Genomic DNA, 24,549 nt, shown 5'->3' with positions numbered 1-24,549 from the left:
AAAGGCCTATGAAAATATATGCGTTGAGTATGGACAAAAACCTGGTTGCCATTGGATTTCGACGCATTGTCGCCAATGCAAAGAAGGCGGGTTACGATATTCAGTCTGTCTATTTCCTGGATGACGCGCATCGCGCCTCATTTGCCGGAAGTTGGTGGCAGCAGAAGACGGGCGACAATTTCAATGTCAATTATGTCAGAAATGATGAAGCTCTGATCAGGCTGGCCGGAATATTGGCAGAAGCGGATGTGCTCGCATTTTCACTCATGAGCGTCCAGCGGAACATTGTCCGTACTCTCTGCACGGAAGTGAAGAAGATCAATGCCGCAGTCAGGATTATTATCGGCGGTTATCACCCCACGATCTTTCCTGAGGATGCTATCAAGTTTGCTGACGCCGTATGCCTGGGCGAAGGCGAACGGACTTTCGTGGAATTTCTTGAGCGGATACAGAGCGGAGACCGGTTGAGCGGATTGGTAAATACGTGGGTGCGTGAAGATGAACAGGTCATCAGGAACCCGCGGGTCCCGATCATGACCCCTGCTGAAATGGAACAGATGCCATATATGGATTATGACCTTGAAGGTCAGTTCATTTTCAGCTTTGCAGATGGACAACTCCTTCCTTTGACGCAGAGTATGTTTCTGCGGCATGTCGGTACCACCTACAATACCATCTGGTCTGTAGGGTGTCCGTATCGCTGCGCCTTCTGCTCCCAATCCAGGTTTATCGAGCTCGATCGGGCATATGCAGACTATCGCGGGCCATCCCCTGACTACATCCTCGCCGAGATCAAGGCAGCAATGCAGCGGCATCCACTGGACTATATCATTTTTTATGACAGCAATTTTCTCGGCCGGGATCTTGCGACGCTGACTGCGTTCTCCCGAAAATTCAGGGATGAGATCGGGCTCAAGTTCATTCTGAGCGGGACGAATCCCGTGTCCATTACAGAGGAGAAGATCGGTGTCCTGCTGGAAGGTGGTTTGGTGCGGATAAAAATGGGTTTTGAATCGGGTTGCGATGATGTGCTGAAGCTTTTCAAGCGGCCGGTTACAACCAAGCAGCTCAGAAAGGCAACTGAAGTGCTGGCAAAATTTGGCGGGAAAATGGTTGCCCCTTCCTATGAAATGATCGTTGACAATCCTTTTGAGACACAGGAGCAACTCTATCAGACAGTGGATTTTCTTGATCAAACCCCAGGCCCTTTTACGATCAGCCTGTTTTCGCTCCAGTTCATGCCGGGAACGGCTTTAAGCGAGGAGGTCACTGACTATTCCCTCATTGAGCAGCATATGGAAAAGGAATACATGTTTTCGTATAAACCTACGTTATTGAACAACCTGGTCAGTATCTTCGCTATCTTGAAGCCGCCTCCCGGGGTCATACGGTATCTGAAGAGCAGAATCGTCGGGAGCGAAGAGATATCTGCGCCACGGCTGAAATCGTTGCTTTATAAACTGATGCTTCTTCGCCGTGCCGTTAATCAGGCTCGTTTCGGTGATTACAGCACATTTCCCTACTGGGTGATGCTTGCCTATCATAAGACAAGGATGGCTGGACAACACGTCCGGAAGGCTTTAGGATTGCAGCCATGATCGGGGAAATGCGGCATTACCTCTATCACGCGCAGGTGATCAAGCGGCGCATAAGTCTGCTGCCAAAAATTCTGTCGGGATATGCCAGGACCCTTGTTCTTCGACAACCCGTGCTCAGGACCGTTGAGTTTGCGCTCCTGGCTGAATGTAATTCAAAATGCATTATGTGCTATGCTTCGCGTATGAAGCGGCAGGATGACACTTACCTGACCGTGGAGGATTACAGAAGGATATGGAAAGAGGCGTCTCGTCTTGGCGCTTTTTCGGTCATCCTGTCGGGTGGGGAGCCGACCCTTCGCAAGGACCTTTTTGATATCCTAGCGGTCATGGATCCCCGGAATACGATATTTGCCCTTGTAACCAACTCATTGAACCTCAACAGGGATTACCTTGCTGACCTCAAGCGGGCTGGGGTCGAGACTATACACCTCAGTCTTGACAGTACGGATCCTCAATTAAACGACCGCATTCGCGGTGCCGCCGGGCATTTTAATAAAGTCATGGAGGCCGTTGCTGAGGCAAAGCGCCAGGGTTTTGCGGTCTATCTCAGCACGGTGATCATGCACGGCGGATTGAAAAAAATGGAGGAGATGGTTCGGTTTGCCGCGGAGAACGATATCGGCATTGTTTTTTCTCTTGCCTGTGTTTCGGGAAATTGGGCGGATGAGCACGACGTGTTGCTGACACCCGGTGAGTGGAGAAGCGTACAGGAGTATATGAGACAGAATCCCCATGTGCGGTCAGATTGGACCATCAATTTTTCGATGCGGCAGGAATGCCCGGGAGGGCGGGAAAAGCTCAGCATTTCCTGCTACGGGGATGTCATGGGCTGCGGGATGAACTATATTTCTTTCGGCAATGTTCGGGAGGAGCCGCTCGAAACGATCTGGAAACGGATGGGTAATTTCCCTGCGTTTAAAAAGCGCAGCCCGGATTGTTTGATCGGCGCGGACCCGGACTACATCGAAAAATATATCAAGCCTCTGTCGGGGATGACCGTTCCCGTGCGGGTCGATTGTCATCCAGTCAACCCAATCCCATTTAAGGATCTGGACATAAAGGACTGATGACACCTGAAGTCATTATGATACAGCCGAGGACTTCGCTTACGGGAGCCTTCATCCGCATGCTTCCTCTGGGGTTGCTGTATGCCTCCAGCAGGATCGTACGCGAGGGGTATCCTGTGCAGATTCTGGATGCGCGTATCAATTCTTCCTCCGCTGAGTTTGATCTATTCCGGATGATCAATGAACGAACGCGGATCGTCGGTTTTTCGGTGATGAGCGGCGTTTCAGTGACCGAGAGCGTCAGGTTGTCACGTGCGGTCAAGGCGCGGCATCCGGAGCTGACGATAGTTTGGGGCGGGCCGCACTCCACTTTTAGCCCGCAGGAAATACTCCGGGAACCATCCATTGATTACATCATTCGTGGGTACGGCGCTCAGCCGTTTTATGATCTTTTCCGTCATCTCATTGACGATGCCGGAGGTCTCCCGCTCGAAGATATCCAGGGCTTGTCGTGGCGCGACGAACAGGGTCAGTCGCATCACAATGAGGTCGCACCGGCTTTTGAATTCATCGACTACCGGCATATTCCTTACCATATCATTCCTGATCTGTCAGTTTACAGGCATATCAATGAAAACGAAGTCGTCTTCCCGATGTACAGCGTTATGGGTTGTCCATACCAATGCGCGTTCTGCAGTTCCCCTGCGCTTTATGCCAAATTCGGCAAGAAATGGCTGCCATATCCTGTTGAGGAAGTTGTCTCTCATATCGGCATGGTGCAGGAAAAATTTGGCGCCACTCTGATCTATTTTATCGATGATGACTCATTTGTGGATCTTAGGCACGTAGAGGCGATCATCGATGAGATCAGACGGCGGCAAATCCGTGTCAAATTAGGGTTCCGGGGTGCCAGGATTAACGAGATCCTCAATATGAGCGACAGATTTCTGAAGAAGCTTGCGGATGCCGGAACTACCAGCATGCATATTGGCGCTGAATCCGGTTGTGACCGGCTGCTTTCTCTTATGCGAAAAAATATCACGGCAGCGCAGACCCTGGAGGCGAACCGGAAACTTGCCCGACACCCCGAGATTATTGTGTATTACAATTTCATTGTCGGTTTTCCGACGGAAACGCTGGAGGAGACCAAAATGACGCGGGACCTGATCCTGCAATTGATCAGGGATAATCCCCGCTGTATCGTCATTCCTCTGAACAAACCTCGACCGCTGCCCGGCACGGAGCTGTATGAGCTTGCAGTCCTGCACGGGTATACACCTCCAGCCAATCTGGCGGAATGGGGAAACTATGAGCTCGAGGCTTCGGATTACAACCCGGTATGGATGACGAGGGAACACAATCAGTTTGTCAGAATGATGTTTTTGACCATGTATTTCATAGACGGGAAAATATTCAGGATGACCTCAGGATCGAGTCTGAAGTATGCTTTGCTTAAAGTGTTGGCTTGGTTGTACCGGCCGCTGGCCAGCTTCCGCTTTCGGCATGGTATCTATCAGTTTCTCTTTGAGGATCGGATCTACGGTCTTATAAAAAGGTTCTTCTAGGGCGGTGCGATGGGATATTCTTGGGGAATAAGGCAAAGACCATGACCTATCGGTTCATGAGGATCATTGATGACAACCTTGGCACGTTCCTTTGCAGGATCCTGGGGATTTTGTTTCAGGTGAAGAAACTGCTGCTGCCGGCGCGCCGGCGAAGGGAAAACGACCTGGTTACCCGGGTACTGATACAGAAATATTTCGGCATGGGGAGCATTCTCCAGGCCATCCCGTTGATCAAGGTACTTCGCAGAAGCTATCCTAATGCCAAGATTACTTTCATAACCGCCGGTGCGTACCGGGAAGTGATATCTCTGTGCGGGCTGGCCGATGATGTGCTGATCGCCGATTTCAGCTCAATGCCGATGTTTCTTCGGAGCTGCTTTCGGATCGCTATCGGCTTGCTCACTAAGAGATACGATGTGTCGGTCGACCTGGAATTTTTTGCCAAGTTTCCTCTGATGATCGCGGCACTTTCAGCTGCTCCCATCCGGGTTGGGCTCTATCACCGAAAGATCCGGCCTGAAGGCATTCTTACGCACAAAGTAGCTTTTAATTTTTATCACCATATTTCAGATATATATCTTGCCTATGCAGCTCAGCTCGATCTGCCGCTCAGCCCCGAAGACCATGCGTCGGTAATTCCTTCCTTCCGGCAGGAGCTCGAAGAGAGTATCCGTGCGCGCTTCAAGCTGGGAGATGCGGAGCGTATCATCATCGTAAATGTCAATTCGGGCGACCTGTTCGCGTTCAGGAAGTGGCCGTCACAAAATTTTGTCACGCTGCTTGCCATACTCATGGACAAGCACCCGGATTATACCTATGTGCTCATCGGGGGGAGATCAGAATATGCATACGTGGATGGGATTACCCGGCAGGTCAGTACACGCAAAGCACGCCTTTTGAACTGCGCAGGTCAGACATCGCTTAAGGAGTTGTTCACACTTATTGAAATGTCGGAACTCGTCATTACTAATGACAGCGGACCCCTTCACATTGCGGCTCTTTACGGGAAAAACATTGCGGCATTTTTCGGCCCGGAAACTCCGGTGGTCTATGGACCGATGAACAGCAACGCTCTGGTATTCTATCCGGAGAACCTGTACTGCTCGCCCTGTATGTGCGTTTACGACAGTAAACAGTCGCTCTACGCTGAAACCTGCGAAAGAAATGTTTGCCTCTCATCGATTATGCCGGAACAGGTAGCGGCGGCTCTGGAGGAACGTTTTCTTGGCGCTCCGGTGAACTGTCCGTGACCGACGGAATTCTGTCCACAGTACTCGTGAGTCCTGTTTCCCGATTGCCTCTTATGTTGCAGGGAACCCGCCTTGCAACAAGCGATGATCGAGAATCCTTTCCGGTAGAGCAGGAAATTGCGTTGCTTATTGATCGGGAAGCAGTCGATGCAGCACTGCTCCACGAAATGGAGGTGTTCGATAATCTCAACATCCAGGGGCTTTCATACTTTCGGCCTCAGCTCTATCAGCGCATGCTTGGACGACTTCGTGCTTACCTTAAGAAAACAGGGATTGCGCGGAAGATCGAAGTTCGTTTTGCCGAACTTGGCGGAGGGGAGGGGCACTGTGCTCGATATCTCCTGGAGCATATGGAGCAGGCAGAAGCATTCGTTTGTGATGTGAGCATAGCGGCACTTAAACTCGCTCCCCGCTCTCTGCGGCGGATATGCGCGGACATTACGCGGCCGATCTTTGCTCAAGGAGTCCTGCAGTCGGCAGCGTTCTGGGTGAGTCTTCATCATCTGCCGGAGGAGCGAAGGCGTCCGGCTTTTGAGGAAGCATTCAGCGCTCTCGATGAAGGGGGAGTCCTCATTGTGTTCGAGCCAAACGATGCTTTTTTCCTGCGGCGACTGATGTACCATAGCAAACTCCGACGCGATGTATACTTCGATGACAGAGAAAGCGCCGTAGATTTTACCCAAATTGCATCGTTGGCGAGAGAAAGCGGATTCGAGGAACTGGAAACACTTTTCTTGAACCCACCCTATAATCCGGTCTTTGTCAGGCAGTTGAAACGCTGGTATTTTTATCTGCCGGTTGTGAAGGTGCTGTATCTGTTGGATCTGCTTTTCAGCGGCCGGCATATCAGCATGCACAGCTCATATAGAAAGTATTTGTCTCTTTACGGCATGAGTTTTTTCCGAAAACCCTGCCGATTACGCTGATATCGTTCCTTTTGTTACATCAGCGGGGAGGTGGCAGACCGGGTCTGAAAGTTTCCATGTCAGATAATGAACCTCTGATAATGAGAACAAGATCAGTGCTGAGGTCTCCTGATTTGATAAGGTGCGCAATTTGAGCGAGTTCCTGTTTGTTCCAAACGCCTGGTTCCACGACTACCAGAGATTTTTCACCTAAAGGCTTATAATGAGACAGCGGGAGGACGTTTATCCTTCCTTCCGAAACGATCAATGCAAAACCGGAAGATGTGTTTCGGGCATTTTTGCGGCCAGATAGGTTCTCGGTGACTACTGGCCACGCATTATCCGGCACGATGTGAAATATGGTTCTTACAATGCCGTGGCTCATTGCGAGTTCGGCTAACTTGAATCCTTCTGTGTCCTTCATTGATACTTCTGAATTAAGATGACGGGTGAAAAGGATAGCCGTGCGTCCCCTAACCCCGAGTTCTTCCCAGGTTTGATATATCTCTGATGCCGACGATGCCTGCTGGATCCTGCTGGGGGAAATGTATATGCGCCGCAGTGGACCGTAGAAAAACGTGAGGAAGATGGTACAGCAGACAACCAGCAGCATACCAGCAATTGTGGCGCTTCGGTTCTGCATCAGTGCCCTTGCATAAAATGCGTCATGGATATGATCGGCTGGTATAAGGACAAGGGGACCAGTTGCCCTGAAACGAGAGGGAAGGTATAAAGGCCCCACGCAAGAACGCAAGAAAGAAAACCAGCATAAATAAGATATTCCCTTTTACGCTGACGAGCAATCAACACGACTGTACGAGCTACGATAAGATATGCGAAAGGCAGCAGAACTGTGGCATTAGTGCTGAAGATCGGTCTATTTACAATCAGAAAAATAAAGTAGCAAACAACGAAGAGGAACGGAACGAGCAGTTCCTGCATAAGTTTTTTGCGCCAGGCATAGACACTTGCCATCACGAGCGAGGGGATGGTCAGCATGCGAAAGGGGAAATTGTTTATCTCCAGAAGGAACCGGCCGCTATTTCCGTCGGAAAATGTCTGGTATCCATAAATCACCGGTTTGAGAAACCACTGCCAGGGTTTTCCTGCTGCCAGTATATTGTCACTGGCATGAAAATAGGAAAGTGTCAGATTCTTTACTGTCCAAACAGCATCATTTTTCATCTGAACGAACTCTGTCAGCGTATACCCTCGCCCGAACCAGTGAATGAATGAAAGAAAATATATGGTCAATGGAAGCAAAAAAAGAAGAAATGAAAAGTCAATTAAGAGAGAGCCTGACGATTCTCCCCTCTGCCGTGCCCGGTAGAAAGCATATGCTGCGACCATTGGAACAGTAAAGATATAATAGGCTTTCGTGGCTATCGTTAGTCCTAGGGCAATGCCGGCGAAAAATAATGCTTTCCCACTGTGTTCGCAATATTTAAGCATGAAATACAAGTAAAGAAAAAAGAAAAAAGAGGTCGGTATTTCCATAAAAGTGGTACGTGAGATATCAATATGGAAAGGGTCCAGGGCCAGAAGGCTGGCCGCCAGGAGAGGAACGGCAGTGCCGGGATAGAGATGCATGCCGACCAGATAGATCAGAATTACGGTAGCAGTTCCAAAAACAATGTTCCCCATTCTCCAGCCGTAGGGATTATCGCCAAAAAGAGTTATTGTGCCATACAAAATGTGACTGCTCAGCGGGGGATGCACCCATTGCAGTTCGGTCGTTGTTCCATATTTGAACAAGCTGACGGCAGACGGAACCTGGACGTATTCATCATCTGTATAGTCAGTGATGTCGAACGCGCCCCAAAAGCGCAGGAATGCCGCGAGAATAAGGACCACTGCAAGTGCTTTCCAATTTGTAAGAACCGTGTTCATCCTAAACTGCACGACACTCCTTCATTTTTGTTTGTAACATAGTATATCGTTAGGCATAAACGCAAGTGAAGACAGGGCTTGCAGTAACGGTGAATGTCTCCATGAGGTAAGGCTATATGCCGCGCTCACTTTCGTGATGATCTGCCTTGTCGTACAGTTCTCAGCTTATTCATGTAAAGATCTGGTCATAACCGCACTCAATGGCGTTCTATAACGCAATTCAGATCAGTTTTCTTCCTTTTCTGTCCAGGATGGCAATTTCTCTTATCCTCCATCTGCAGAGTAAATATTTCATTATTCTGCCAAGCACGCTGAGTCCGTATGTTACACTTCTTCTGAAGTTAATGGAGGATGCCTCCTCGAAGTATCTTGCCGGACAGCTCAGTTCGCCGATACGGAACCCGAAGTAGACCGCCTGCACCAGGATCTCATTGTCAAAGACAAAATCATCAGAGTTTTCCTCAAGCGGCAGGGTCTCCAACACTTCGCGGGTGAAGGCCCGAAACCCCGTATGATATTCGGACAACTTGGCGCCCAGTGCAATGTTTTCAATCAGGGTCAGAAGCCTGTTTGCAATGTATTTATAGAGAGGCATGCCTCCCTTGAGTGCCATGCCCCCGAGTATCCTCGATCCCAGTACAACATCGTAATGCCCTGAGGCGATCATGCTGGCCATGGCTGCCACAAGTCTTGGTGAATACTGATAGTCTGCATGAACCATGACAACAATATCTGCTCCATGCCAGAGGGCCTCCCGGTAGCAGGTTTTCTGGTTGCCTCCATATCCCGTGTTTTTCGTATGAATGACAGTCTTTATCCCCAATTCTCCTGCGATACGGGGCGTATCGTCTTGTGAGGCGTCATCGACGAGGATTACTTCATCCACATATTCGTGAGGCAGTTCCTCATACGTCTTCCTGAGGGTCAGCGAAGCATTATAGGCAGGCATTATTACTATTAATTTTTTCCCGAGAATCATGTCGTCCTTTTGCATGCTTCATTCGCATCAACGTTTACCATCGGCACATTTTCTGAAATCTTGACCCGATGTCCTGTGCCGCATATGGTGTTATAGTAACAAAAGGGCTTTTATTGAGTCGAGAAACGCCAGTTTCGGTTGGTCGCTGCATTTGATGGACGCGCAGGCAACAGCAGGTTTTCGCTGGCGCAAACGGAGAATGTAATGCCCTTAATTTGGGCAGAGCTGCCTTTTTATTGTGCATAATGCCGATTCCGAAAGGGAACGCTGTAACTGTCTATCCCTGTAACTCATTGCCTTGGAAAGGATTTTGTCGTCATGTGATTCTTGTTGTCCAAGGCATATTTTTTGCTATGATATCCTCAGTATTCTCCTTCTTGCCAGAGATGGTCCGGAGAGGTATTACTAATAGCTGAAAACTGATAGCTGATAAAGGAGGTCTTTCCCAATGCCCAAGGTACCCTTTACCCCTCTGAGCCCATCCGATGCTGAAGCTGAGCGCCATCGTCTCACGGCGGACGTGCTCCGGTTCATTGAGGCAGGTGTAGATGCAGAGATTCCTGATTCTGTATTCAACGATTACTCGCTCAGAATGTTTGCTCTTCAATACACAGCCAATCCAATTTTTCATGAGTTTTGCGAGGCAAAGAAGGTGCGACCCGGGGACATAAATCGTTGGCAGGACGTTCCGATGGTCTACAACGATGTTTTTAAGACCCACCTTGTTGCGTCCTTTCCGCTTGAGCAGTCGGTCATGGCCTGTCTCACAGGCGGAACGACCAGTCTGACGCAGCGGGGGCGCATCTTCCGCGACGAAGACGGCAAGCGTCTTGTTTTCGGCGCGAACAGGATGATGACCGCTTCCTATCTTTTTCCTGATTTCGAGGATGGTAAGCGCTGCCGGATACTGATCCTGGCCCCGAGCCCTGAAATGGCTCCTTCAATGGGCATGGCAATAGGCATGGACCAGACACGTCGTGCCTTTGGAACGCCGGACAGCGAGTTCCTTCTTGGCAAATCAGGTATTCATATTAATGCGCTGCTCAAGGCCCTTCGTGAGTCTGAAGCGAGCGGGGTTCCGGTGGCCCTGATAGGAGCAACCTCGGCATATGTCTATTTTTTCCAGGCCTGCCGACGAAAAAAGATGAACTTCTGTCTCCCTCCAGGCAGCCGTATATGTGATGGGGGTGGCTACCGTAATCGGTTCGGTGTCGTAACCCGCGATGATTATTATGCAATGGTGCAGGAAATACTCGGCATACCTGACTCTCACTGCGTTAACGTGCTTGGCGAGGCAGAGACGGCCACAAATCTGTTTGACGACTCCCTTCGGCGATATGCCAAAGGCCTGCCAAAGCGCCAGCGCACAAGGCCTGTACCGCCTTGGTCACGTGTCCTGGCAATGAGTATTGATGACCTTAAGCCTTTGCCTGATGGGGAGGTTGGTCTCCTTGCGCACTGGGACCTTGCCAACATACCCACGGTCCTTGCGGTGATTACCGATAATCTTGGATACACCACTGACGGAGGAACCGGTTGCGAGATGGTGGGCCGTGCCAAGATCGAAAATGGCAAGGTTTCTCCTCTGCCTGATGAGAATGCCGGAAGTCCGATGGGCGATTCTGCAGTATTCAGGATGCTTGAACGATACGTCAACTTCTCGATTGAACTGAAGATGGCCATGGCAAAGGACCCGAAGGTTATGCCGAGCGTGCGCGAAGAGATCGAGGCCAGACCAGGCTCAGTGGCCTCTTGTCCCCAGGTTGTGGATGAGATTCTTGTTGCGCAAGCCGATGAGGAGGCTGCCAAACTTCGGGATGATTCCCTGGAAGCATTTAAGGACCAGACCGACCGTCCGCTCGACTGGTATAAGAGCGAGGCAGGTAAACAGGCCCTGAAGGACCATCCCGCAGGCCTTAAGTCTGAAAAGCCAGGTCAGAAGAAAGACAATAAAAGGAAGTAGGGCAGCGGTCTTTTGCCCCTCAAAATAACTCTATTGCATAACGCACTAAAGTTTTTTCTTGAAAAGCCGATTAATAAGTCATATTATAATTTCATCGATAATAATGAAGCGTGCGTGCAATAAATAATATCCTATTAGGAGGGCTTTATGAAGCTGAGGGAGCAGAAGGGTTTTACGCTGATCGAAGTTATTGTTGTAGCCGGTATTATTGCAGTTCTGGCCGGTATATTGGTGCCCCTGATCTTCAAGGAGATCGATGAGTCGAAGATTTCAAGGGCTGCTGCTGATGTGCGTTCTATTTCTGCGGCTCTTATTGTCATGAAAAAAGATACAGGGAACTGGCCGGTAACTGCAAGCTGTACTCCTGACGTTACTCTTATCCATGGCGCAGGGGCTTTGCCACCATTAGTGGGTGGCTGGAATGCCTCGACGTTAGAAATATTTGATAATTATCTCAATAACGATAGCAATAACTGCTGGCCAAATACATGGAAGGGTCCCTATATTGCTACGGTTACCCCGGATCCTTGGGGAAATCAATACTTGCTCAATGCAAACTATATTACTATGGTGGGTGTCGCACCGATTTGGATTATCTCGGCTGGCCCTAATGGTATCGTTGAAACTCCACCGACAAATACAGTTCCCGGGGGCGATGACATAGGTTTGAGGCTGCGTTAATTCAAAGTATGCCCATATCTGTCGTGGGTATACTTTATTGAAAAGTGTCATACGAAAGGTCAGAGTGTTTCCTGACCTTTCGTATTTTTGCGTGTATATGTGCTATTTAGGTAAATGCACTTCCACGCTATTTTCTGATATGTTGATATAACATAAGATTAAGAAATGTGAAAAAAGCGCTGACGATAATTATCGGTTTTATCCATGATTTTGCCGCCGGATGCTGGGCCGCGACCGTTCTGGCTGTCTATTGGCTCAGCAGGCAGGTCTATTCCGCAGAAGCCGGCACGGTAATCCTCGGGCTGAAGAAGCAGCTCTTCTGGGCTGGCATTGTCTGCGTGATAACAGTTTTTGCGACTGGTGCCGGAAGAACATTTACGTATGTTGATAACGTCTATGGACAGGATGCAGAGAAGAGACGAAGGCGGCTGCTCATAATCAAACATGTAGTTCTCCTTACCGTTTTCGGACTCGGTATTTGGTGGCAGTCTTCAATGATCTTCTGATCAGACAGGTTCCTGTCTTCCGGTTATCTTCCTCGATCTCTTTTATGCTGCCTGTATGTGAGTAATACGTTCAAATTTCTGGAATTCACTTGATATATAGCACGGAATTTGCTTATTATAAAAAATTATGAAAAAGATCTCTAAAGTCATGCTTATAACCCCCCCGTATCATGCCGGTGTTGTTGAATCTGCCGGTGTCTGGCTTAATGTAGGATTTGTCTATATCGCGGGAAGCCTCAGGGCTGGGGGATATGACCCAGTTTACTATGATGCCATGAGCCACTGGCATAAGCTCGAGACGATCGGGAAACGGATCGAAACGGAAAAACCTGATGTGGTAGCGACTACCGCATTTACGGCCGGGATCGTTGATGCGCTTAAGGTTCTGAAGCTTGCGAAGGAGATAAACCCGAAGATTATTACGGTTATCGGCAATGTGCACCCTACGTTTTGCTACGAAGAGTTATTCAGAGACCATGCTGATTCCATTGATTTTATTGTCAGGGGGGAAGGGGAGGAAACTCTGGTCGACCTTTTCGATACCCTAAACTCTGGTGGAGATGTCTCAGCTGTAAAAAGCATTGTCTATCTCGATAACGGGAAGCTTGTCGTTACCCCCTCACGCGGATATATCAAGGACCTCGATGCTCTTCCTCTTGCATGGGACCTTGTTGACTGGCCCATTTACACCTATCGGACCATGGAAAATTCGCGTCTGGCCATTGTCAGTTCTTCCCGGGGGTGCAGCCAGCAGTGCAGTTTCTGTTCCCAGCAGCTTTTCTGGCAGCGAAATTGGCGGGGCAGGAGCCCTGAAAACTTCGTTGGAGAGCTCGAGTATCTGAGAGATACCTATGGTGTCAACGTGGTCATGATCTCTGATGAGACGCCGACGCTCGAAAGGGAACGTTGGGAAAAGATCCTCGATCTTCTGATAGAGCGAAAAGTTGGTACCAAGATCCTCATGGAAACGAGGGTTGATGACATCCTCCGTGATGAGGATATCATGTGGAAATACCAGAAGGCATTGATTGATCACATTTATGTTGGTGTAGAGGCAACAACGCAGGAGGCTCTTGATATATTCAAGAAAGATATCAAGGTAGAACAGTCCAAGAAGGCGCTTGACCTGATCAACAAGCATAATATAGTTTCTGAGACCTCGTTTGTGCTTGGCATGCCGGACGATACGGTAGAGAAGATCAGGAATACGGTTGAACTGGCCAAATTCTACAACCCGGACCTCGCGTTTTTCCTGGCGATAGCACCCTGGCCGTATTCGGAGATCTACCCGCTTCTGAAACCGTATGTAGAGGTTTTTGATTATAGTAAATATAATCTCGTGGAGCCGGTTGTGAAGCCGAAAGAGATGACGCTCGATGAAGTGCGCAATGAGCTCGGTCTTGCGTCGAAGAATTTCTATATGGATAAGCTCAGGAACCTTGATAAACTGTCTCCGGAAAAACAGGAGTTCATGATCAAGGTGACGAAGATTATCGCTAATAATTCCTACCTGAAGGAGCATATGAAGGGTGAAATGCCGGCAGAGATGAAGAAAATCATGGACCGGCTCGCCGCGAATAAATAATCTCCTTTCCCTCCGCACGCTCTTAATAAGAGCAATAAGTTTTTCTAATTGTCGATACAGATAATTTAATGGCTAACTTCCTATTTTTAATGCAAAATTTCTTGACAATGAAAATCTGCCTGTGATAACCTTCCTAAGCTTTTCACCAAAAATCAATCCAAGGGGAAGCAATGCTTGATATTGAGTTAAAGTGGCTGATTGTCTTACTCGTCAATTTCCTTGTCCTTGTCGCTATTCTTAATTTCCTCCTCTTTAAGCCGTTGCTTGCCCTGTTCAAGGAACGGGAGAGTTCTGTGAAGGGCTCCCTTGATGCGGCAAGAGAGTTGGACAGGAAAAAAGAAGAGGGCATTGAGAAGATGAATAAAGAGCTCTCTGAGGCAAGGCGTAATGCAAAAGATGCCTTTGAAACGCTCAGGGACGAGGGCCTGAAAAGTCAAAAGGCACTCTTGGCAGAGGCAGAGGCACAGGCTGCCGGTCTGTTGCAGAAGGCTCGCGGGGAGCTCAAGACAGAGGCCGAGAAGGCCAAAACTGCATTAAAGGCTGATGCGGAGAAATTCTCTGAAGAGATCGTCAGAAAGCTGGTAAAGGCATGAAGCATATCATTCAGCAATCACTATTCAGTATTCGGAAATCCAGGAAAGTAGTCCACGTTGTTTGTTGCACTTTACTCATCATTTTATACGCATCACTGGTATTTGCAAGCGGCGGCGAAGAGGCTCCTAAATCGTTGCTCGCAACCTATACCCCTGCCATTCTAAATTTCCTTATCCTTGTTGCGCTGCTCGTCTTCCTGATGAAGATGATGGACATCAAGGGCTTTTTCAGGAAGAGGACTGAACTGATCGAACAGTCCCTGAAAGAGGCTCGCGAGGCAAAAGAACTTGCCCAAAAAGCCCTTGCCCAGGTCGAAGAACGGCTGAAGATTAAAGATAAAGAGTTGGAAGATATACTCTCAGCGGCCAAAGAGTCCGGAGAGCGGGAAAAGACACGTATCGTCGAAGAAGGCGCTAAGCTGAAAGACAGGATACTTGAGCAGACAAAGAACAATATCGCTTTCGAAGTCAAGATGGCGAAAGAAGTGATCAAACAGGAAGCTGTTGCAATCGCCATGGAACTTGCCGAGAAAAAGCTCAAGGACAGGCTAACGAAAGAGGAGCAGATCAAACTGCTTGAAGAATCGCTTCTGAAAATAGAGGGTAAGAATTGAAACCGGTCAAACAGGCAAAACGCTATGCAAAGATGTTTATTAATGTTGTAGGCATGGATGCTGCGCTTCAGGCGCTGACGGAACTGACTGCCGTTGAGCAGTTGATGAGCAGGAGTGGAGATGTCAGGAGTCTTCTATTGAACCCGGGATTTTCCCAGACTGAAAGAGAAGGTGCTATCCGGAAGATCGCAGACAAGGCTAAGCTTTCGGAAAACGTGACTAAATTTGTTATGTACCTTGCAGAAAACAGGCTGGTTGCAGCGCTTTCAGAGATCGTGAAGAATGCAACCGCCATATATCTCGAAAAGAAGAAACAGGCCAAGGCGGTGGTCTTTACGCCGGTTGAAGTTTCAAAAGGCCACGAAGAGCGGCTTAAGGCTTCATTAAAGAAGCTGCTTGACCGGGATGTTGATGTTGAGTATGTTCTGGATGCGTCACTGCTTGGCGGCATATTGGTTAAGGTGGGAAGCACGATGTACGACAGCAGTGTTAAAGGCCAACTCAGACTATTAAAAGATGAGCTTATAAAGGGGTGATTTGATGGAAATTAAGGTTGATGAGATAAGTGAACTGCTGAAAAAACAGATAGCTGACTTCGAGAAAAAAGTTGATGTCAGTGAAGTCGGCTCGGTCATCTCCGTCGGCGATGGTATAGCCAGGATCTACGGGCTTGACAAGTGTATGGCCTCAGAGCTTCTTGAGTTTCCTAACGGTGTTATGGGTATGGCCCTTAACCTTGAAGAAGATGCGGTTGGTGCGGTTCTCTTTGGCGAGGACTCTCTGATCCACGAAGGGGATGTGGTAAAGCGGACGGGCAGGATTATGTCTGTGCCTGCTGGTGAAGCGTTGCGCGGCCGCGTTGTCAATGCCATCGGCCAGCCCATAGACGGTAAAGGCCCCATCAACACTTCGGAGATGCGCGTGGTCGACATAGTTGCTCCCGGCATTATCGAAAGAAAGTCGGTTCATGAGCCGCTGCAGACAGGTCTGAAGGCGATTGATGCCATGATCCCGATCGGCAGGGGACAGCGAGAGCTGATCATCGGCGACCGCCAGACCGGCAAGACCGCTGTTGCGATCGATGCTATTATCAACCAGAGGGGCGGAGATGTGACCTGCATCTATGTGGCCGTCGGCCAGAAGCAGTCAAACGTTGCCCGTATTGTGAAGATCCTTGAAGAAAATGGAGCGCTTGAGCACACGATCGTGGTTTCAGCAACTGCCAGCGATCCGGCGCCCCTTCAGTATATTGCTCCTTACACCGGCTGCGCTATGGGTGAATATTTTCGGGACAGCGGCAAGCACGCGCTGATCGTATATGATGATCTGTCCAAACAGGCAACGGCCTACCGCCAGCTTTCACTGCTGCTCAGGAGACCGCCTGGACAAACTTTCTGATGAACTCGGTGCCGGTTCGCTTACGGCTCTGCCGATCATCGAGACCCAGGCTGGCGACGTTTCAGGGTATATTCCGACGAACGTTATTTCCATCACAGACGGCCAGATCTATCTTGAGCCTGAGCTTTTCTATGCCGGCGTGCGTCCTGCGGTAAACGTCGGTCTTTCGGTCAGCCGTGTTGGCGGCGCTGCACAGACAAAGGCAATGAAACAGGTTGCCGGAACGCTGAGGCTTGACCTTGCGCAGTTTAGGGAACTTGCGGCCTTTGCCCAGTTCGGCAGTGATCTTGACAAGTCAACGCTTGCGCAGATAGAACGAGGCAAGAGAATGGTCGAGCTCCTGAAGCAGGGTCAGTTTGCTCCTTTGTCCATGGTCGAGCAGGTTGCTGTTCTTTTTGCAGCTACCCAGGGGTTCATAGATGATGTGCCGGTCGAGGCTATCAGGAAATTCGAGGATGAATTTCTGCGGTATATGAAGGACCGTAAAGCAGATCTCATGAAGGAACTGGCTGACAAGAAGGCTATTGATGATGACCTTAAACCAAAGTTGACCCAGGCTGTTGAGGACTTCAAAAAAGGATTCCAGGCTTAGCGGCGGCACCATAAGGGACAATCATGGCGACATTACGCGACATAAAGAGACGGATAAAGGCTGTTCAGAGCACCAGCAAGATCACCAAGGCTATGAAGATGGTGGCTGCTGCAAAGTTCAGAAAAGCGCAGCAGAGAATGTTCGAGCTCAGGCCCTATGCGGAAAGGATGAATACGATTCTTTCAGGGCTTGCGGGCAGCCTCGAAGGGGAAGTTCATCCCCTCCTCGCCGTAAGGCCAAGGAAGAACGTTGAAGTCTTTGTCATTACCAGTGACCGCGGGCTCTGCAGCGCCTTCAATACGAATATTCTTAAGGCCGCGTCATTACATATTGCCGAACTCAGGGCTCAAGGGTTCAATGTGACGGTCAGCGCTGTCGGCAGGAAGGCAAAGGACTATTTCAAAAGGAGAAATGTTGAACTCAGGAATTCCTGGACCGGCATCTCCGGAAAGATCTCCTATGCCAATGCCCAGGAGATCGCTGCTGACATAATCGAAAGCTATACCAATGAGACGGTTGATGAAGTAATTGTTGTCTATAACGAGTTTAAATCAGTTGTAGCCCAGAAGATAACGATCACCCGGCTTCTTCCTCTGGCACCCATCGCGGTAGCAGATGATGTGCTGCCGGTATTCAACTTTATCTATGAGCCATCCAAAGAAGAGATCTTCAGCAGACTTGTCCCGAAGAATGTCGAAATACAGATCTTCAGAGCACTTCTTGAGTCGCAGGCATCGGAAGAGGCTGCGAGGATGTCTGCTATGGAAAATGCTACCAAGAGTGCCAATGAGATGATATTGAAACTTTCGCTTCAGTATAACAAGGCACGCCAGGCAACGATCACCAAAGAACTGATGGACATTGTGGGCGGCGTTGAAGCCCTGAAAGGATAAATTTAATGACTCTATACCCGGGGGTACATGCATGAGCAAAAATATAGGAAAAATTTCTCAGGTTATCGGCGCTGTTGTGGACGTCGAATTCGAAGGCCATATGCCCGATATCCTGAATGCTATCAAGGTCGAGCAGAAGGGTGATGCATCAAAAGGTATCCCCGATTTTGATCTCACGCTTGAGGTTGCTTCGCACCTTGGCGACAGCAAGGTCAGAACGATTGCGATGCAGGCGACTGACGGCCTGGTCAGAGGTATGGCTGCCGTTGACACAGGTCTGCCGATAACGGTGCCGGTTGGTAAGGGTGCACTTGGAAGAATCCTGAATGTTGTAGGCGACCCCGTTGATAAGATGGGGCCGGTTAAGTCTGATAAGAGACTTCCGATTCACCGTTCTGCGCCTGATTTTGCCTCGCAGGAGCCGGTCACGCAGGTGTTTGAGACCGGCGTTAAGGTTTTTGATCTTCTCGTCCCTTTTGTCAGAGGTGGCAAGATGGGTATGTTCGGCGGTGCGGGCGTAGGCAAGACGGTTGTTATCATGGAGATGATACATAATATCGCTATGAAGCACGGCGGCGTGTCGGTCTTTGCAGGTGTCGGCGAAAGGACCAGAGAAGGTAATGACCTGTATGGAGAAATGAAGCATTCGGGTGTTTTGGAGAAAGTTTCCCTTATATACGGCCAGATGAATGAGCCGCCCGGAGCAAGGGCTCGAGTTGCGCTTACGGCACTGACAGCCGCAGAGTATTTCAGAGATGAGGGACAGGACGTTCTTATCTTCATCGATAATATCTTCAGATATACGCTTGCAGGTGCTGAGCTTTCAGCACTCCTCGGAAGAATGCCTTCTGCTGTTGGATATCAGCCGACACTCGGCACTGACATGGGTATACTTCAGGAGAGAATCACGACCACAAAGAAGGGTGCTATCACGTCCATGCAGGCGATCTACGTCCCTGCCGACGACTTGACCGACCCTGCTGTGGCCACTGCCTTTACCCATCTTGACGGAACCGTTGTTCTTTCCCGCCAGATATCAGAACTTGGTATCTATCCTGCGGTTGACCCTCTGGATTCAACATCACGGATACTTGATCCCAAGGTTATCGGCGAGGAGCACTATGCGGTGGCACGAAGCGTGCAGAAGATTCTCCAGAGATACAAGGAGCTTCAGGACATCATAGCGATCCTTGGTATGGAGGAACTTTCCGAGGATGATAAATTGATGGTTTCAAGGGCAAGAAAGATTCAGAGGTTCCTGAGCCAGCCCTTCAGTGTCGCGGAAGTCTTTACCGGCAGACCTGGAAAATACGTGAAGGTTGAGGACACCATCAAGGGCTTTAAGGCAGTTGTTGACGGGCAGTATGACGATGTTCCTGAACAGGCATTTTACATGTGCGGTGGTATCGAAGAGGTCGAAGAGAATGCACGGAAGCTTGGCTGGTCGAGGTAAGAATGACTGAAGGAAGACTTCTTCTTGAGATAGTGACGCCGCAGGGCCTTGTCTTCAGCGAAGAGATCGATGAAGTAACGGCAACCGGCAGTGAGGGCGAGTTTGGTGTTCTGCCTGGTCACGTGCCTTTTGTAACAATGCTTCGTATTGGCATGCTCACCTGTAAAATGGGAAATGAGATGAAGATCTTCTTTGTGAGCGGGGGATATGCAGAAGTTGGTGCGGACATGGTAAGGATTCTTGCTGATAGCGCCGAGAGGTCTGATGAGATCGATATCGAACGTGCAAAGGCGGCAATGAAGAGGGCTGAAGAACGCCTCAAGAAGGCGGAAGATGTAGATTTCAAGAGGGCTGAAGCTGCAATCGAGCGGGCTGTGACAAGGATGCAGGTAGCGGAAGTCAGAAGAATGAAATAACCAATTGTATATGTTCTTTGTTATAAAAGGGCTGGCCTGATGGTCAGCCCTTTTTGTTTCCATCCATTGCTGCTGCAAGCGTTGGATGCACTATCTTTCCGTTATAGGTGTTCAGCGCGGTTTTTATAACGGGATCGTCTGATGCTTTATCAATCCCCATATCGGCAATTATCTTTATATAGGGCAGCGTGGCATTGGTAAGCGCCAAGGTGGAAGTCCTCGGATAGGCGCCCGGCATATTGGCGACTGAGTAGTGAAGGATCCCGTCGACCTCATAGACCGGATTGTCATGTGTCGAGGGCCTGGAAGTCTCTGCGCAGCCGCCCTGATCTATCGCCACATCAACGATCACCGCCCCCTTTTTCATGGTCTTGAGCATATCCCGCGTGATCAGAAGAGGAGTCTTCCCGCCGGGTACAAGCACTGCCCCGATGATGATGTCTGCATCTTTAATCTCCAGCAGAATATTTGCACCGGTGAGAGAAAGCGTCTTAACCCTGCCCATAAACAACTCATCGATCCTCTGGAGCCTTTCAATGCCTCTGTTCAGCACGATAACATCCATTCCAATACCTGCTGCAATGCGGGCAGCATTTGTCCCGACTACGCCCGCTCCGAGAATGACAGCCTTGGCAGGCCTGACCCCTTCCATGCCTGAAGGAAGCAGGCCTGTTCCTCCATGGAACTTCTGCAGAAAAAATGCGCCCATAAGTGGTGCCATTCTTCCTGCTACCTCGCTCATTGGTATGAGCAGGGGAAAGGCCTGGTCCTTTTCAAGCGTTTCATAGCCAAAAGCAGCAATCTTTTTTTGCAGCAGCAGGTCCGTAAGTTCCCTGTTCGGAGCAAGATGCAGATAGGTAAAGAGGGCCTGCCCCTCGGTGAGAAGATCATATTCTGAAGGGAGGGGCTCTTTGACTTTTACAATAAGATCCGCCCTGTCAAATAATATCTTTCTGTCTAATACTTCAGCATTTTCCCTGAGATATTCGCTGTCTGAAAAATCACTGCCAGCACCTGCTCCGGTCTCAACCAGGACAGCATGGCCGGCTTTCCTGAGCTCTCTGACGCCGGAGGGCGTGACCGCTACCCGGAACTCTTCTTTCTTAATCTCTTTTGGTATGCCGATGATCATAGGTTACCTCCCCCATTTCATAAATCTTATCATATGCAGTACCAAAACAGCGTCTGACGGATTATGGACAGTTACGGGGAATCTGTAATCAGGAGTCTGTAGAGGCGGGCAATGCAGCAAAATGGACTGCATTGCCCGTTAAAGGCAGTTACTTTTTCCAGTTGCCGTCTATGCCGCAGAGTATGGCGCTCTTGTCTCCAAGACCTATACCTTTATGACAGTCTACACAGACGGAGACAGGCTTTCCGATGACCTTTCTGGCTTCGACGTCATAGACCTGAAGGGTCCCGTCCGTAATGGTTTTCCCCGGGATAGCCTTGCCGTCAGCATCGCATCCCTCTGTGTTTGTCCTAAGCGTCAGGACAGCATATTTGCCGTCCGGAGTCGGCATCGCATCATGGTTCTGACCAACGGTCATTTTCTCATCAACAAGCTTGAGCGTCTTGGCATCGATCAGCCAGAAGCGGTCTCCTGCTGACTCAAAGATATACTTGTCATTTTTGCTGAAGAATTGCCTGAAAGTTATCGTCTTCCCAGGCTCCCCGGTGAGAGTATTTTTCTTCAGCACTTTCCACTTGCCTTTTTCAAGAGACGGCAGATCAACAAGAATGAAGTCAACCTTACCGTTTGCCTTGCCGTCCTCGCCTTTTTGATTTATGGAAATGATGAATTTCTTCATATCATTGGAATTGATGCCGTGGACGAATACATATGATCCAAGGGAATAACCGATGTCGCTGACGAACATGCGGTGCTTATGCTTCAGGGTCTTTTTGTCAAAGATGTCGATGAAACCCTCAGAACCCATGAAGACCGGCATGTAATTTTTCCTGGTCTGCCCTGATGCGCAATAGAGGGGCGGTTTCTCTCCGGGGGCCCTTTTGTCCGGGTCCAGGGCGACATCCAGTATTACATTGCCTGTCTTGAGGTCGGTCTTGCCAACATGCATCTTTTTGTCAGGGTCCAGGGTATAGGTGGACCAAAAGAGTGTGTTCGGATCGTTTGTGTCGATGCGGGCATCGTGAGTCGGATGTGTTGTCTTGTCACCAATGACAACCCTGTCGAGGCCAGTTACTTTTATCGGCTCCTCAGCATTGTTTGGATCGACAGTGATCTCAGCCTTGGCAAAATGGCCTCCCATACCCGCTATGTACATTGTTGAGGCGTAATTCTTTTTTGAAGCCATAACAGAAGATGTTGAGGAGACACCCGTTGCGGTGAACGCAAGATATCCTCCCGAGAGAAACGCTACTGCAAACAAGACAGTCAAAGTTTTTTTCATCTGATCCCCCGTATTAGTATTTATTGTGCGCTGCCGGAAACATTAGTGCTGCTGCGCGCTCCTTTCTTTAAAAGCATGGAAATATTACCATATCTATAATTACAATTAGCCAATAAAATATATCTATGGCTTTATAGTTAGGAAGTTTTGAAACAGGGCAATTCGCCTGAAAGTATGCAGATGATTCCGGTATAATCGATATCTTATGATAAAACTGATCATATTTGATCTTGACGGAACGCTCGTTGATTCCAGTATTGACCTTACCAATGCGCTGAATTATGCGATAGAACCATATGCTCTCGAAAAACTGACTGAGGCTCAGACGAAACGTCTTGTTGGTGAGGGCATTACGAAACTGCTTGAAAATCTGCTTGGCCCGGAGCGCCTTGCCATGCATGCCCCAACCCTTGTCAGATTCATGGACTATTATTCTTCCCACCTGCTCGATCATACTGCGCCTTATCCTGGTGTCGCTGAGACCCTTGCAAATCTTCGAAATTACAAAAAGGCGGTTATCTCCAATAAGCGCGAGGCCCTCTCAACAGAGGTGCTTCAAGGTCTTGGGCTCCTGCAGCACTTTGATGCTGTGCTGGGGAGTGACAGCACAGGACAGAAGAAGCCTTCGCCAATGCCGCTTCTGAAGGTCATGCAGATGTTGTCAGTGGGGCCGGAAGAAACCGTGATCATCGGCGACAGCAATTTTGATATTGAAGCGGGAAAGGCGGCAGGTACGGTTACCTGTGCGGTGACGTATGGATACCGGGACGCCGCGCTCCTTCAGGATGCTGATTTTATTATCGACACGTTCCCTGAAATCCTGGAAATAGTTGCAGGCAGATGATATTGGATACAACGCTTGACGGCATAAGGGATATTAAAGTGTACCAGAATAAGGAAGGGTATCGTTTTTCCGTTGATGCCGTTCTCCTGTATTCCTTCGCCGATATGCGGTATGCCAGGAATATCGCTGATCTTGGAACAGGCTCGGGAATTATCGGGCTGCTCCTAGCGCGCAAATATGATAAGGCACGTGTTTCTCTGGTTGAACTTCAGGAATCGCTTTACGGTCTTGCCCTGAAGAACATAGAGATCAATGGTCTTGGCGACAGGGTCAAGGCGGTCCTTGCGGATATAAAACATCTTAAGGATGACTTCGCCTGCATGACCTGCGATCTGGTCGTATCAAACCCTCCCTTCAGAAAACCTACAACCGGGAAACTGAGCGTCGGCCGGGAGCGGGCAATTGCGCGCCATGAACTGGCCCTCAAGATCAGCGAACTTGCAGAGGCAGCCTCTTATCTGCTTAAAGCAAAGGGCCGTTTCTTTATGATCTATCACCCTGAAAGGCTCCTTGAAGCGGTTGATGCTCTCAGGCTCTGGCGTCTTGAGCCCAAGAGGGTCAGATTTGTCCATAACGATGCGGGTGCCGAGTCCAAGATTGTGCTGATCGAGTCCGTCAAGGAAGCCAGGCCTGGCATCAAGATCGATCCCCCTCTTTTTATCTATAATATGGACGGTTCCTATACCGCGGAAGTTAGCGCCATGTATGGTGACGGCAGGTGAAATGCAATAGCTGGTAGTCTGTTATCGAAACATAGGCAGATTTAATGGCAAGATCATGTCGCCATTCAGTATAATAAAGTAACTTTTTTCAAGGAGGAGCTGTCTATGAGTTTTTTGAGGGTTTTTGGGGTCTCTGTTTTTCTCCTTACCGTGCCGTCATTTGTGTTTGCCTCTGGAGCGCATGACGGGCTGAACTGCGTTGGCTGCCATGGCATCCATACGGCAAAGGGTGAACTTATTTTTGCGGTAGATCCGAACAAAAAAGCGGTCAATCCGAGGACGAAGCAGCCCTTTTCGGGCACAACAGCGCTCTGTCTCGGCTGCCATGAAACCATAGAAAAGGGCGGTATGGGCATCGCACCGGTTGAAGCAAACCATAGCCATCCGTTTAATGTGACGCCGAATGCAAAGGTTGCTAATGTGCCGGACTCGTTATTAAGGGAGGGTAAGCTGGAGTGTGTTGGCTGCCATGATCCCCATCCGTCAAACCCGAATCATAAATATCTCAGAGTGGATACCGCCCGCGGCGCTAAAATGGCAGATTTCTGCGGTATGTGCCACAGTTCAAAAGCTGATCCATCTGCCGTGAAGAGCCCGAAGATCTTTAACAGCATGGATGAGAGAAAATCCTCTGCATCCTCGCCTGCATCAACATCCGCGGCACCAGGAAAGAAGTAATGA

The 24,549-nt window shown here is 49.3% G+C and carries 23 protein-coding genes and 1 pseudogene; 19 read left to right on the top strand and 5 right to left on the bottom strand.

Annotated elements, in window-relative coordinates; all coding sequences use genetic code 11:
- Positions 1 to 8 precede the first annotated feature (8 nt).
- The 5 genes from HZB31_04200 to HZB31_04180 are packed head-to-tail and all read left to right on the top strand — an operon-like array spanning position 9 to position 6,346.
- On the top strand, positions 9 to 1,598 hold the full coding sequence (locus tag HZB31_04200) for a B12-binding domain-containing radical SAM protein (GenBank protein MBI5847140.1): 1,590 nt from the start codon (positions 9 to 11) through the stop codon (positions 1,596 to 1,598).
- On the top strand, positions 1,595 to 2,665 hold the full coding sequence (locus HZB31_04195) for a radical SAM protein (protein ID MBI5847139.1): 1,071 nt from the start codon (positions 1,595 to 1,597) through the stop codon (positions 2,663 to 2,665). The genes HZB31_04200 and HZB31_04195 overlap by 4 nt, the downstream gene beginning before the upstream one ends.
- Positions 2,665 to 4,170, top strand: coding sequence for a B12-binding domain-containing radical SAM protein (locus HZB31_04190; protein MBI5847138.1), 1,506 nt, complete (start codon positions 2,665 to 2,667; stop codon positions 4,168 to 4,170). The genes HZB31_04195 and HZB31_04190 overlap by 1 nt, the downstream gene beginning before the upstream one ends.
- A gap of 20 nt (positions 4,171 to 4,190) precedes the next feature.
- Complete coding sequence (locus HZB31_04185; protein ID MBI5847137.1) at positions 4,191 to 5,420, top strand: glycosyltransferase family 9 protein; 1,230 nt, start codon at positions 4,191 to 4,193, stop codon at positions 5,418 to 5,420.
- Positions 5,417 to 6,346, top strand: coding sequence for a class I SAM-dependent methyltransferase (locus tag HZB31_04180; protein MBI5847136.1), 930 nt, complete (start codon positions 5,417 to 5,419; stop codon positions 6,344 to 6,346). The genes HZB31_04185 and HZB31_04180 overlap by 4 nt, the downstream gene beginning before the upstream one ends.
- A gap of 19 nt (positions 6,347 to 6,365) precedes the next feature.
- On the opposite strand, the gene HZB31_04175 is transcribed toward HZB31_04180, so the two are convergent.
- The 3 genes from HZB31_04175 to HZB31_04165 all read right to left on the bottom strand — a co-directional run bounded on the left by HZB31_04175 (position 6,366) and on the right by HZB31_04165 (position 9,194).
- Positions 6,366 to 6,749: a hypothetical protein gene (locus HZB31_04175; protein ID MBI5847135.1), complete on the bottom strand. Its 384-nt coding sequence runs from the start codon at positions 6,747 to 6,749 to the stop codon at positions 6,366 to 6,368.
- 218 nt (positions 6,750 to 6,967) lie between these two features.
- The gene (locus tag HZB31_04170) at positions 6,968 to 8,215 is read right to left on the bottom strand and encodes a glycosyltransferase family 39 protein (GenBank protein ID MBI5847134.1); all 1,248 of its coding nucleotides are present in this window, start codon (positions 8,213 to 8,215) and stop codon (positions 6,968 to 6,970) included.
- A 220-nt stretch (positions 8,216 to 8,435) separates the two neighbouring features.
- Entirely contained in the window at positions 8,436 to 9,194 is a 759-nt protein-coding gene (locus HZB31_04165) for a glycosyltransferase family 2 protein (GenBank protein MBI5847133.1), read from the bottom strand.
- Positions 9,195 to 9,642: 448 nt separating this feature from the next.
- Here HZB31_04165 and HZB31_04160 point away from each other — a divergent pair, with 448 nt between their 5' ends.
- From HZB31_04160 to HZB31_04110, 11 genes and pseudogenes are all read left to right on the top strand, one after another.
- Positions 9,643 to 11,157 (top strand): acyl-protein synthetase, encoded by a 1,515-nt coding sequence (locus HZB31_04160; protein ID MBI5847132.1) that lies wholly within the window; start codon positions 9,643 to 9,645, stop codon positions 11,155 to 11,157.
- Between the two features lie 147 nt (positions 11,158 to 11,304).
- Positions 11,305 to 11,838 (top strand): type II secretion system protein GspG, encoded by a 534-nt coding sequence (locus HZB31_04155; protein MBI5847131.1) that lies wholly within the window; start codon positions 11,305 to 11,307, stop codon positions 11,836 to 11,838.
- Positions 11,839 to 11,990: 152 nt separating this feature from the next.
- Entirely contained in the window at positions 11,991 to 12,344 is a 354-nt protein-coding gene (locus tag HZB31_04150) for a hypothetical protein (GenBank protein MBI5847130.1), read from the top strand.
- A 127-nt stretch (positions 12,345 to 12,471) separates the two neighbouring features.
- The gene (locus tag HZB31_04145) at positions 12,472 to 13,929 is read left to right on the top strand and encodes a cobalamin B12-binding domain-containing protein (GenBank protein ID MBI5847129.1); all 1,458 of its coding nucleotides are present in this window, start codon (positions 12,472 to 12,474) and stop codon (positions 13,927 to 13,929) included.
- A 170-nt stretch (positions 13,930 to 14,099) separates the two neighbouring features.
- Entirely contained in the window at positions 14,100 to 14,522 is a 423-nt protein-coding gene (locus HZB31_04140) for a hypothetical protein (protein ID MBI5847128.1), read from the top strand.
- Positions 14,519 to 15,136: an ATP synthase F0 subunit B gene (locus tag HZB31_04135; GenBank protein MBI5847127.1), complete on the top strand. Its 618-nt coding sequence runs from the start codon at positions 14,519 to 14,521 to the stop codon at positions 15,134 to 15,136. The genes HZB31_04140 and HZB31_04135 overlap by 4 nt, the downstream gene beginning before the upstream one ends.
- On the top strand, positions 15,133 to 15,672 hold the full coding sequence (gene atpH, locus HZB31_04130; GenBank protein ID MBI5847126.1) for an ATP synthase F1 subunit delta: 540 nt from the start codon (positions 15,133 to 15,135) through the stop codon (positions 15,670 to 15,672). Before HZB31_04135 ends, atpH begins: the two co-directional genes overlap by 4 nt.
- 4 nt (positions 15,673 to 15,676) lie before the next feature.
- Positions 15,677 to 17,126: pseudogene (locus HZB31_04125) on the top strand (F0F1 ATP synthase subunit alpha).
- 23 nt (positions 17,127 to 17,149) lie between these two features.
- Entirely contained in the window at positions 17,150 to 18,019 is an 870-nt protein-coding gene (atpG, locus tag HZB31_04120) for an ATP synthase F1 subunit gamma (protein MBI5847125.1), read from the top strand.
- A gap of 31 nt (positions 18,020 to 18,050) precedes the next feature.
- Complete coding sequence (gene atpD, locus HZB31_04115) at positions 18,051 to 19,472, top strand: F0F1 ATP synthase subunit beta (GenBank protein MBI5847124.1); 1,422 nt, start codon at positions 18,051 to 18,053, stop codon at positions 19,470 to 19,472.
- A 2-nt stretch (positions 19,473 to 19,474) separates the two neighbouring features.
- Entirely contained in the window at positions 19,475 to 19,888 is a 414-nt protein-coding gene (locus HZB31_04110; protein ID MBI5847123.1) for a F0F1 ATP synthase subunit epsilon, read from the top strand.
- 43 nt (positions 19,889 to 19,931) lie between these two features.
- Here HZB31_04110 and ald read toward each other — a convergent pair whose 3' ends face one another.
- Together ald and HZB31_04100 are read right to left on the bottom strand one after the other, a co-directional pair.
- Positions 19,932 to 21,020 (bottom strand): alanine dehydrogenase, encoded by a 1,089-nt coding sequence (ald, locus tag HZB31_04105; protein MBI5847122.1) that lies wholly within the window; start codon positions 21,018 to 21,020, stop codon positions 19,932 to 19,934.
- A 148-nt stretch (positions 21,021 to 21,168) separates the two neighbouring features.
- Positions 21,169 to 22,302, bottom strand: a complete 1,134-nt coding sequence (locus HZB31_04100; protein MBI5847121.1) for a hypothetical protein — start codon at positions 22,300 to 22,302, stop codon at positions 21,169 to 21,171.
- Between the two features lie 205 nt (positions 22,303 to 22,507).
- Here HZB31_04100 and HZB31_04095 point away from each other — a divergent pair, with 205 nt between their 5' ends.
- The 3 genes from HZB31_04095 (at position 22,508) to HZB31_04085 (ending at position 24,546) form a co-directional block, all read left to right on the top strand.
- A complete protein-coding gene (locus tag HZB31_04095; GenBank protein MBI5847120.1) occupies positions 22,508 to 23,146 on the top strand; it encodes an HAD-IA family hydrolase in 639 nt (212 codons plus the stop codon).
- A 2-nt stretch (positions 23,147 to 23,148) separates the two neighbouring features.
- Positions 23,149 to 23,868: a tRNA1(Val) (adenine(37)-N6)-methyltransferase gene (locus tag HZB31_04090; GenBank protein MBI5847119.1), complete on the top strand. Its 720-nt coding sequence runs from the start codon at positions 23,149 to 23,151 to the stop codon at positions 23,866 to 23,868.
- A gap of 105 nt (positions 23,869 to 23,973) precedes the next feature.
- A complete protein-coding gene (locus HZB31_04085; GenBank protein MBI5847118.1) occupies positions 23,974 to 24,546 on the top strand; it encodes a cytochrome C in 573 nt (190 codons plus the stop codon).
- The last annotated feature ends 3 nt before the right edge of the window (positions 24,547 to 24,549 follow it).

It is taken from the genome of Nitrospirota bacterium, assembly GCA_016235245.1.
In the GTDB taxonomy this organism is placed as follows: domain Bacteria; phylum Nitrospirota; class Thermodesulfovibrionia; order Thermodesulfovibrionales; family UBA6898; genus UBA6898.
The sequence above is the reverse complement of the archived record's forward strand: the minus strand, read 5'-3'. Positions and strand labels throughout refer to the sequence as shown.

Coding starts and splice junctions, on each gene's coding strand:
- HZB31_04200 (MBI5847140.1), top strand. CDS start 9: ATGAAAATATATGCGTTGAGTATGGACAAAAACCTGGTTGCCATTGGA.
- HZB31_04195 (MBI5847139.1), top strand. CDS start 1,595: ATGATCGGGGAAATGCGGCATTACCTCTATCACGCGCAGGTGATCAAG.
- HZB31_04190 (MBI5847138.1), top strand. CDS start 2,665: ATGACACCTGAAGTCATTATGATACAGCCGAGGACTTCGCTTACGGGA.
- HZB31_04175 (MBI5847135.1), bottom strand. CDS start 6,749: ATGAAGGACACAGAAGGATTCAAGTTAGCCGAACTCGCAATGAGCCAC.
- HZB31_04170 (MBI5847134.1), bottom strand. CDS start 8,215: ATGAACACGGTTCTTACAAATTGGAAAGCACTTGCAGTGGTCCTTATT.
- HZB31_04165 (MBI5847133.1), bottom strand. CDS start 9,194: ATGATTCTCGGGAAAAAATTAATAGTAATAATGCCTGCCTATAATGCT.
- HZB31_04160 (MBI5847132.1), top strand. CDS start 9,643: ATGCCCAAGGTACCCTTTACCCCTCTGAGCCCATCCGATGCTGAAGCT.
- HZB31_04155 (MBI5847131.1), top strand. CDS start 11,305: ATGAAGCTGAGGGAGCAGAAGGGTTTTACGCTGATCGAAGTTATTGTT.
- HZB31_04145 (MBI5847129.1), top strand. CDS start 12,472: ATGAAAAAGATCTCTAAAGTCATGCTTATAACCCCCCCGTATCATGCC.
- HZB31_04140 (MBI5847128.1), top strand. CDS start 14,100: ATGCTTGATATTGAGTTAAAGTGGCTGATTGTCTTACTCGTCAATTTC.
- HZB31_04135 (MBI5847127.1), top strand. CDS start 14,519: ATGAAGCATATCATTCAGCAATCACTATTCAGTATTCGGAAATCCAGG.
- atpG (MBI5847125.1), top strand. CDS start 17,150: ATGGCGACATTACGCGACATAAAGAGACGGATAAAGGCTGTTCAGAGC.
- atpD (MBI5847124.1), top strand. CDS start 18,051: ATGAGCAAAAATATAGGAAAAATTTCTCAGGTTATCGGCGCTGTTGTG.
- HZB31_04110 (MBI5847123.1), top strand. CDS start 19,475: ATGACTGAAGGAAGACTTCTTCTTGAGATAGTGACGCCGCAGGGCCTT.
- ald (MBI5847122.1), bottom strand. CDS start 21,020: ATGATCATCGGCATACCAAAAGAGATTAAGAAAGAAGAGTTCCGGGTA.
- HZB31_04100 (MBI5847121.1), bottom strand. CDS start 22,302: ATGAAAAAAACTTTGACTGTCTTGTTTGCAGTAGCGTTTCTCTCGGGA.
- HZB31_04095 (MBI5847120.1), top strand. CDS start 22,508: ATGATAAAACTGATCATATTTGATCTTGACGGAACGCTCGTTGATTCC.
- HZB31_04085 (MBI5847118.1), top strand. CDS start 23,974: ATGAGTTTTTTGAGGGTTTTTGGGGTCTCTGTTTTTCTCCTTACCGTG.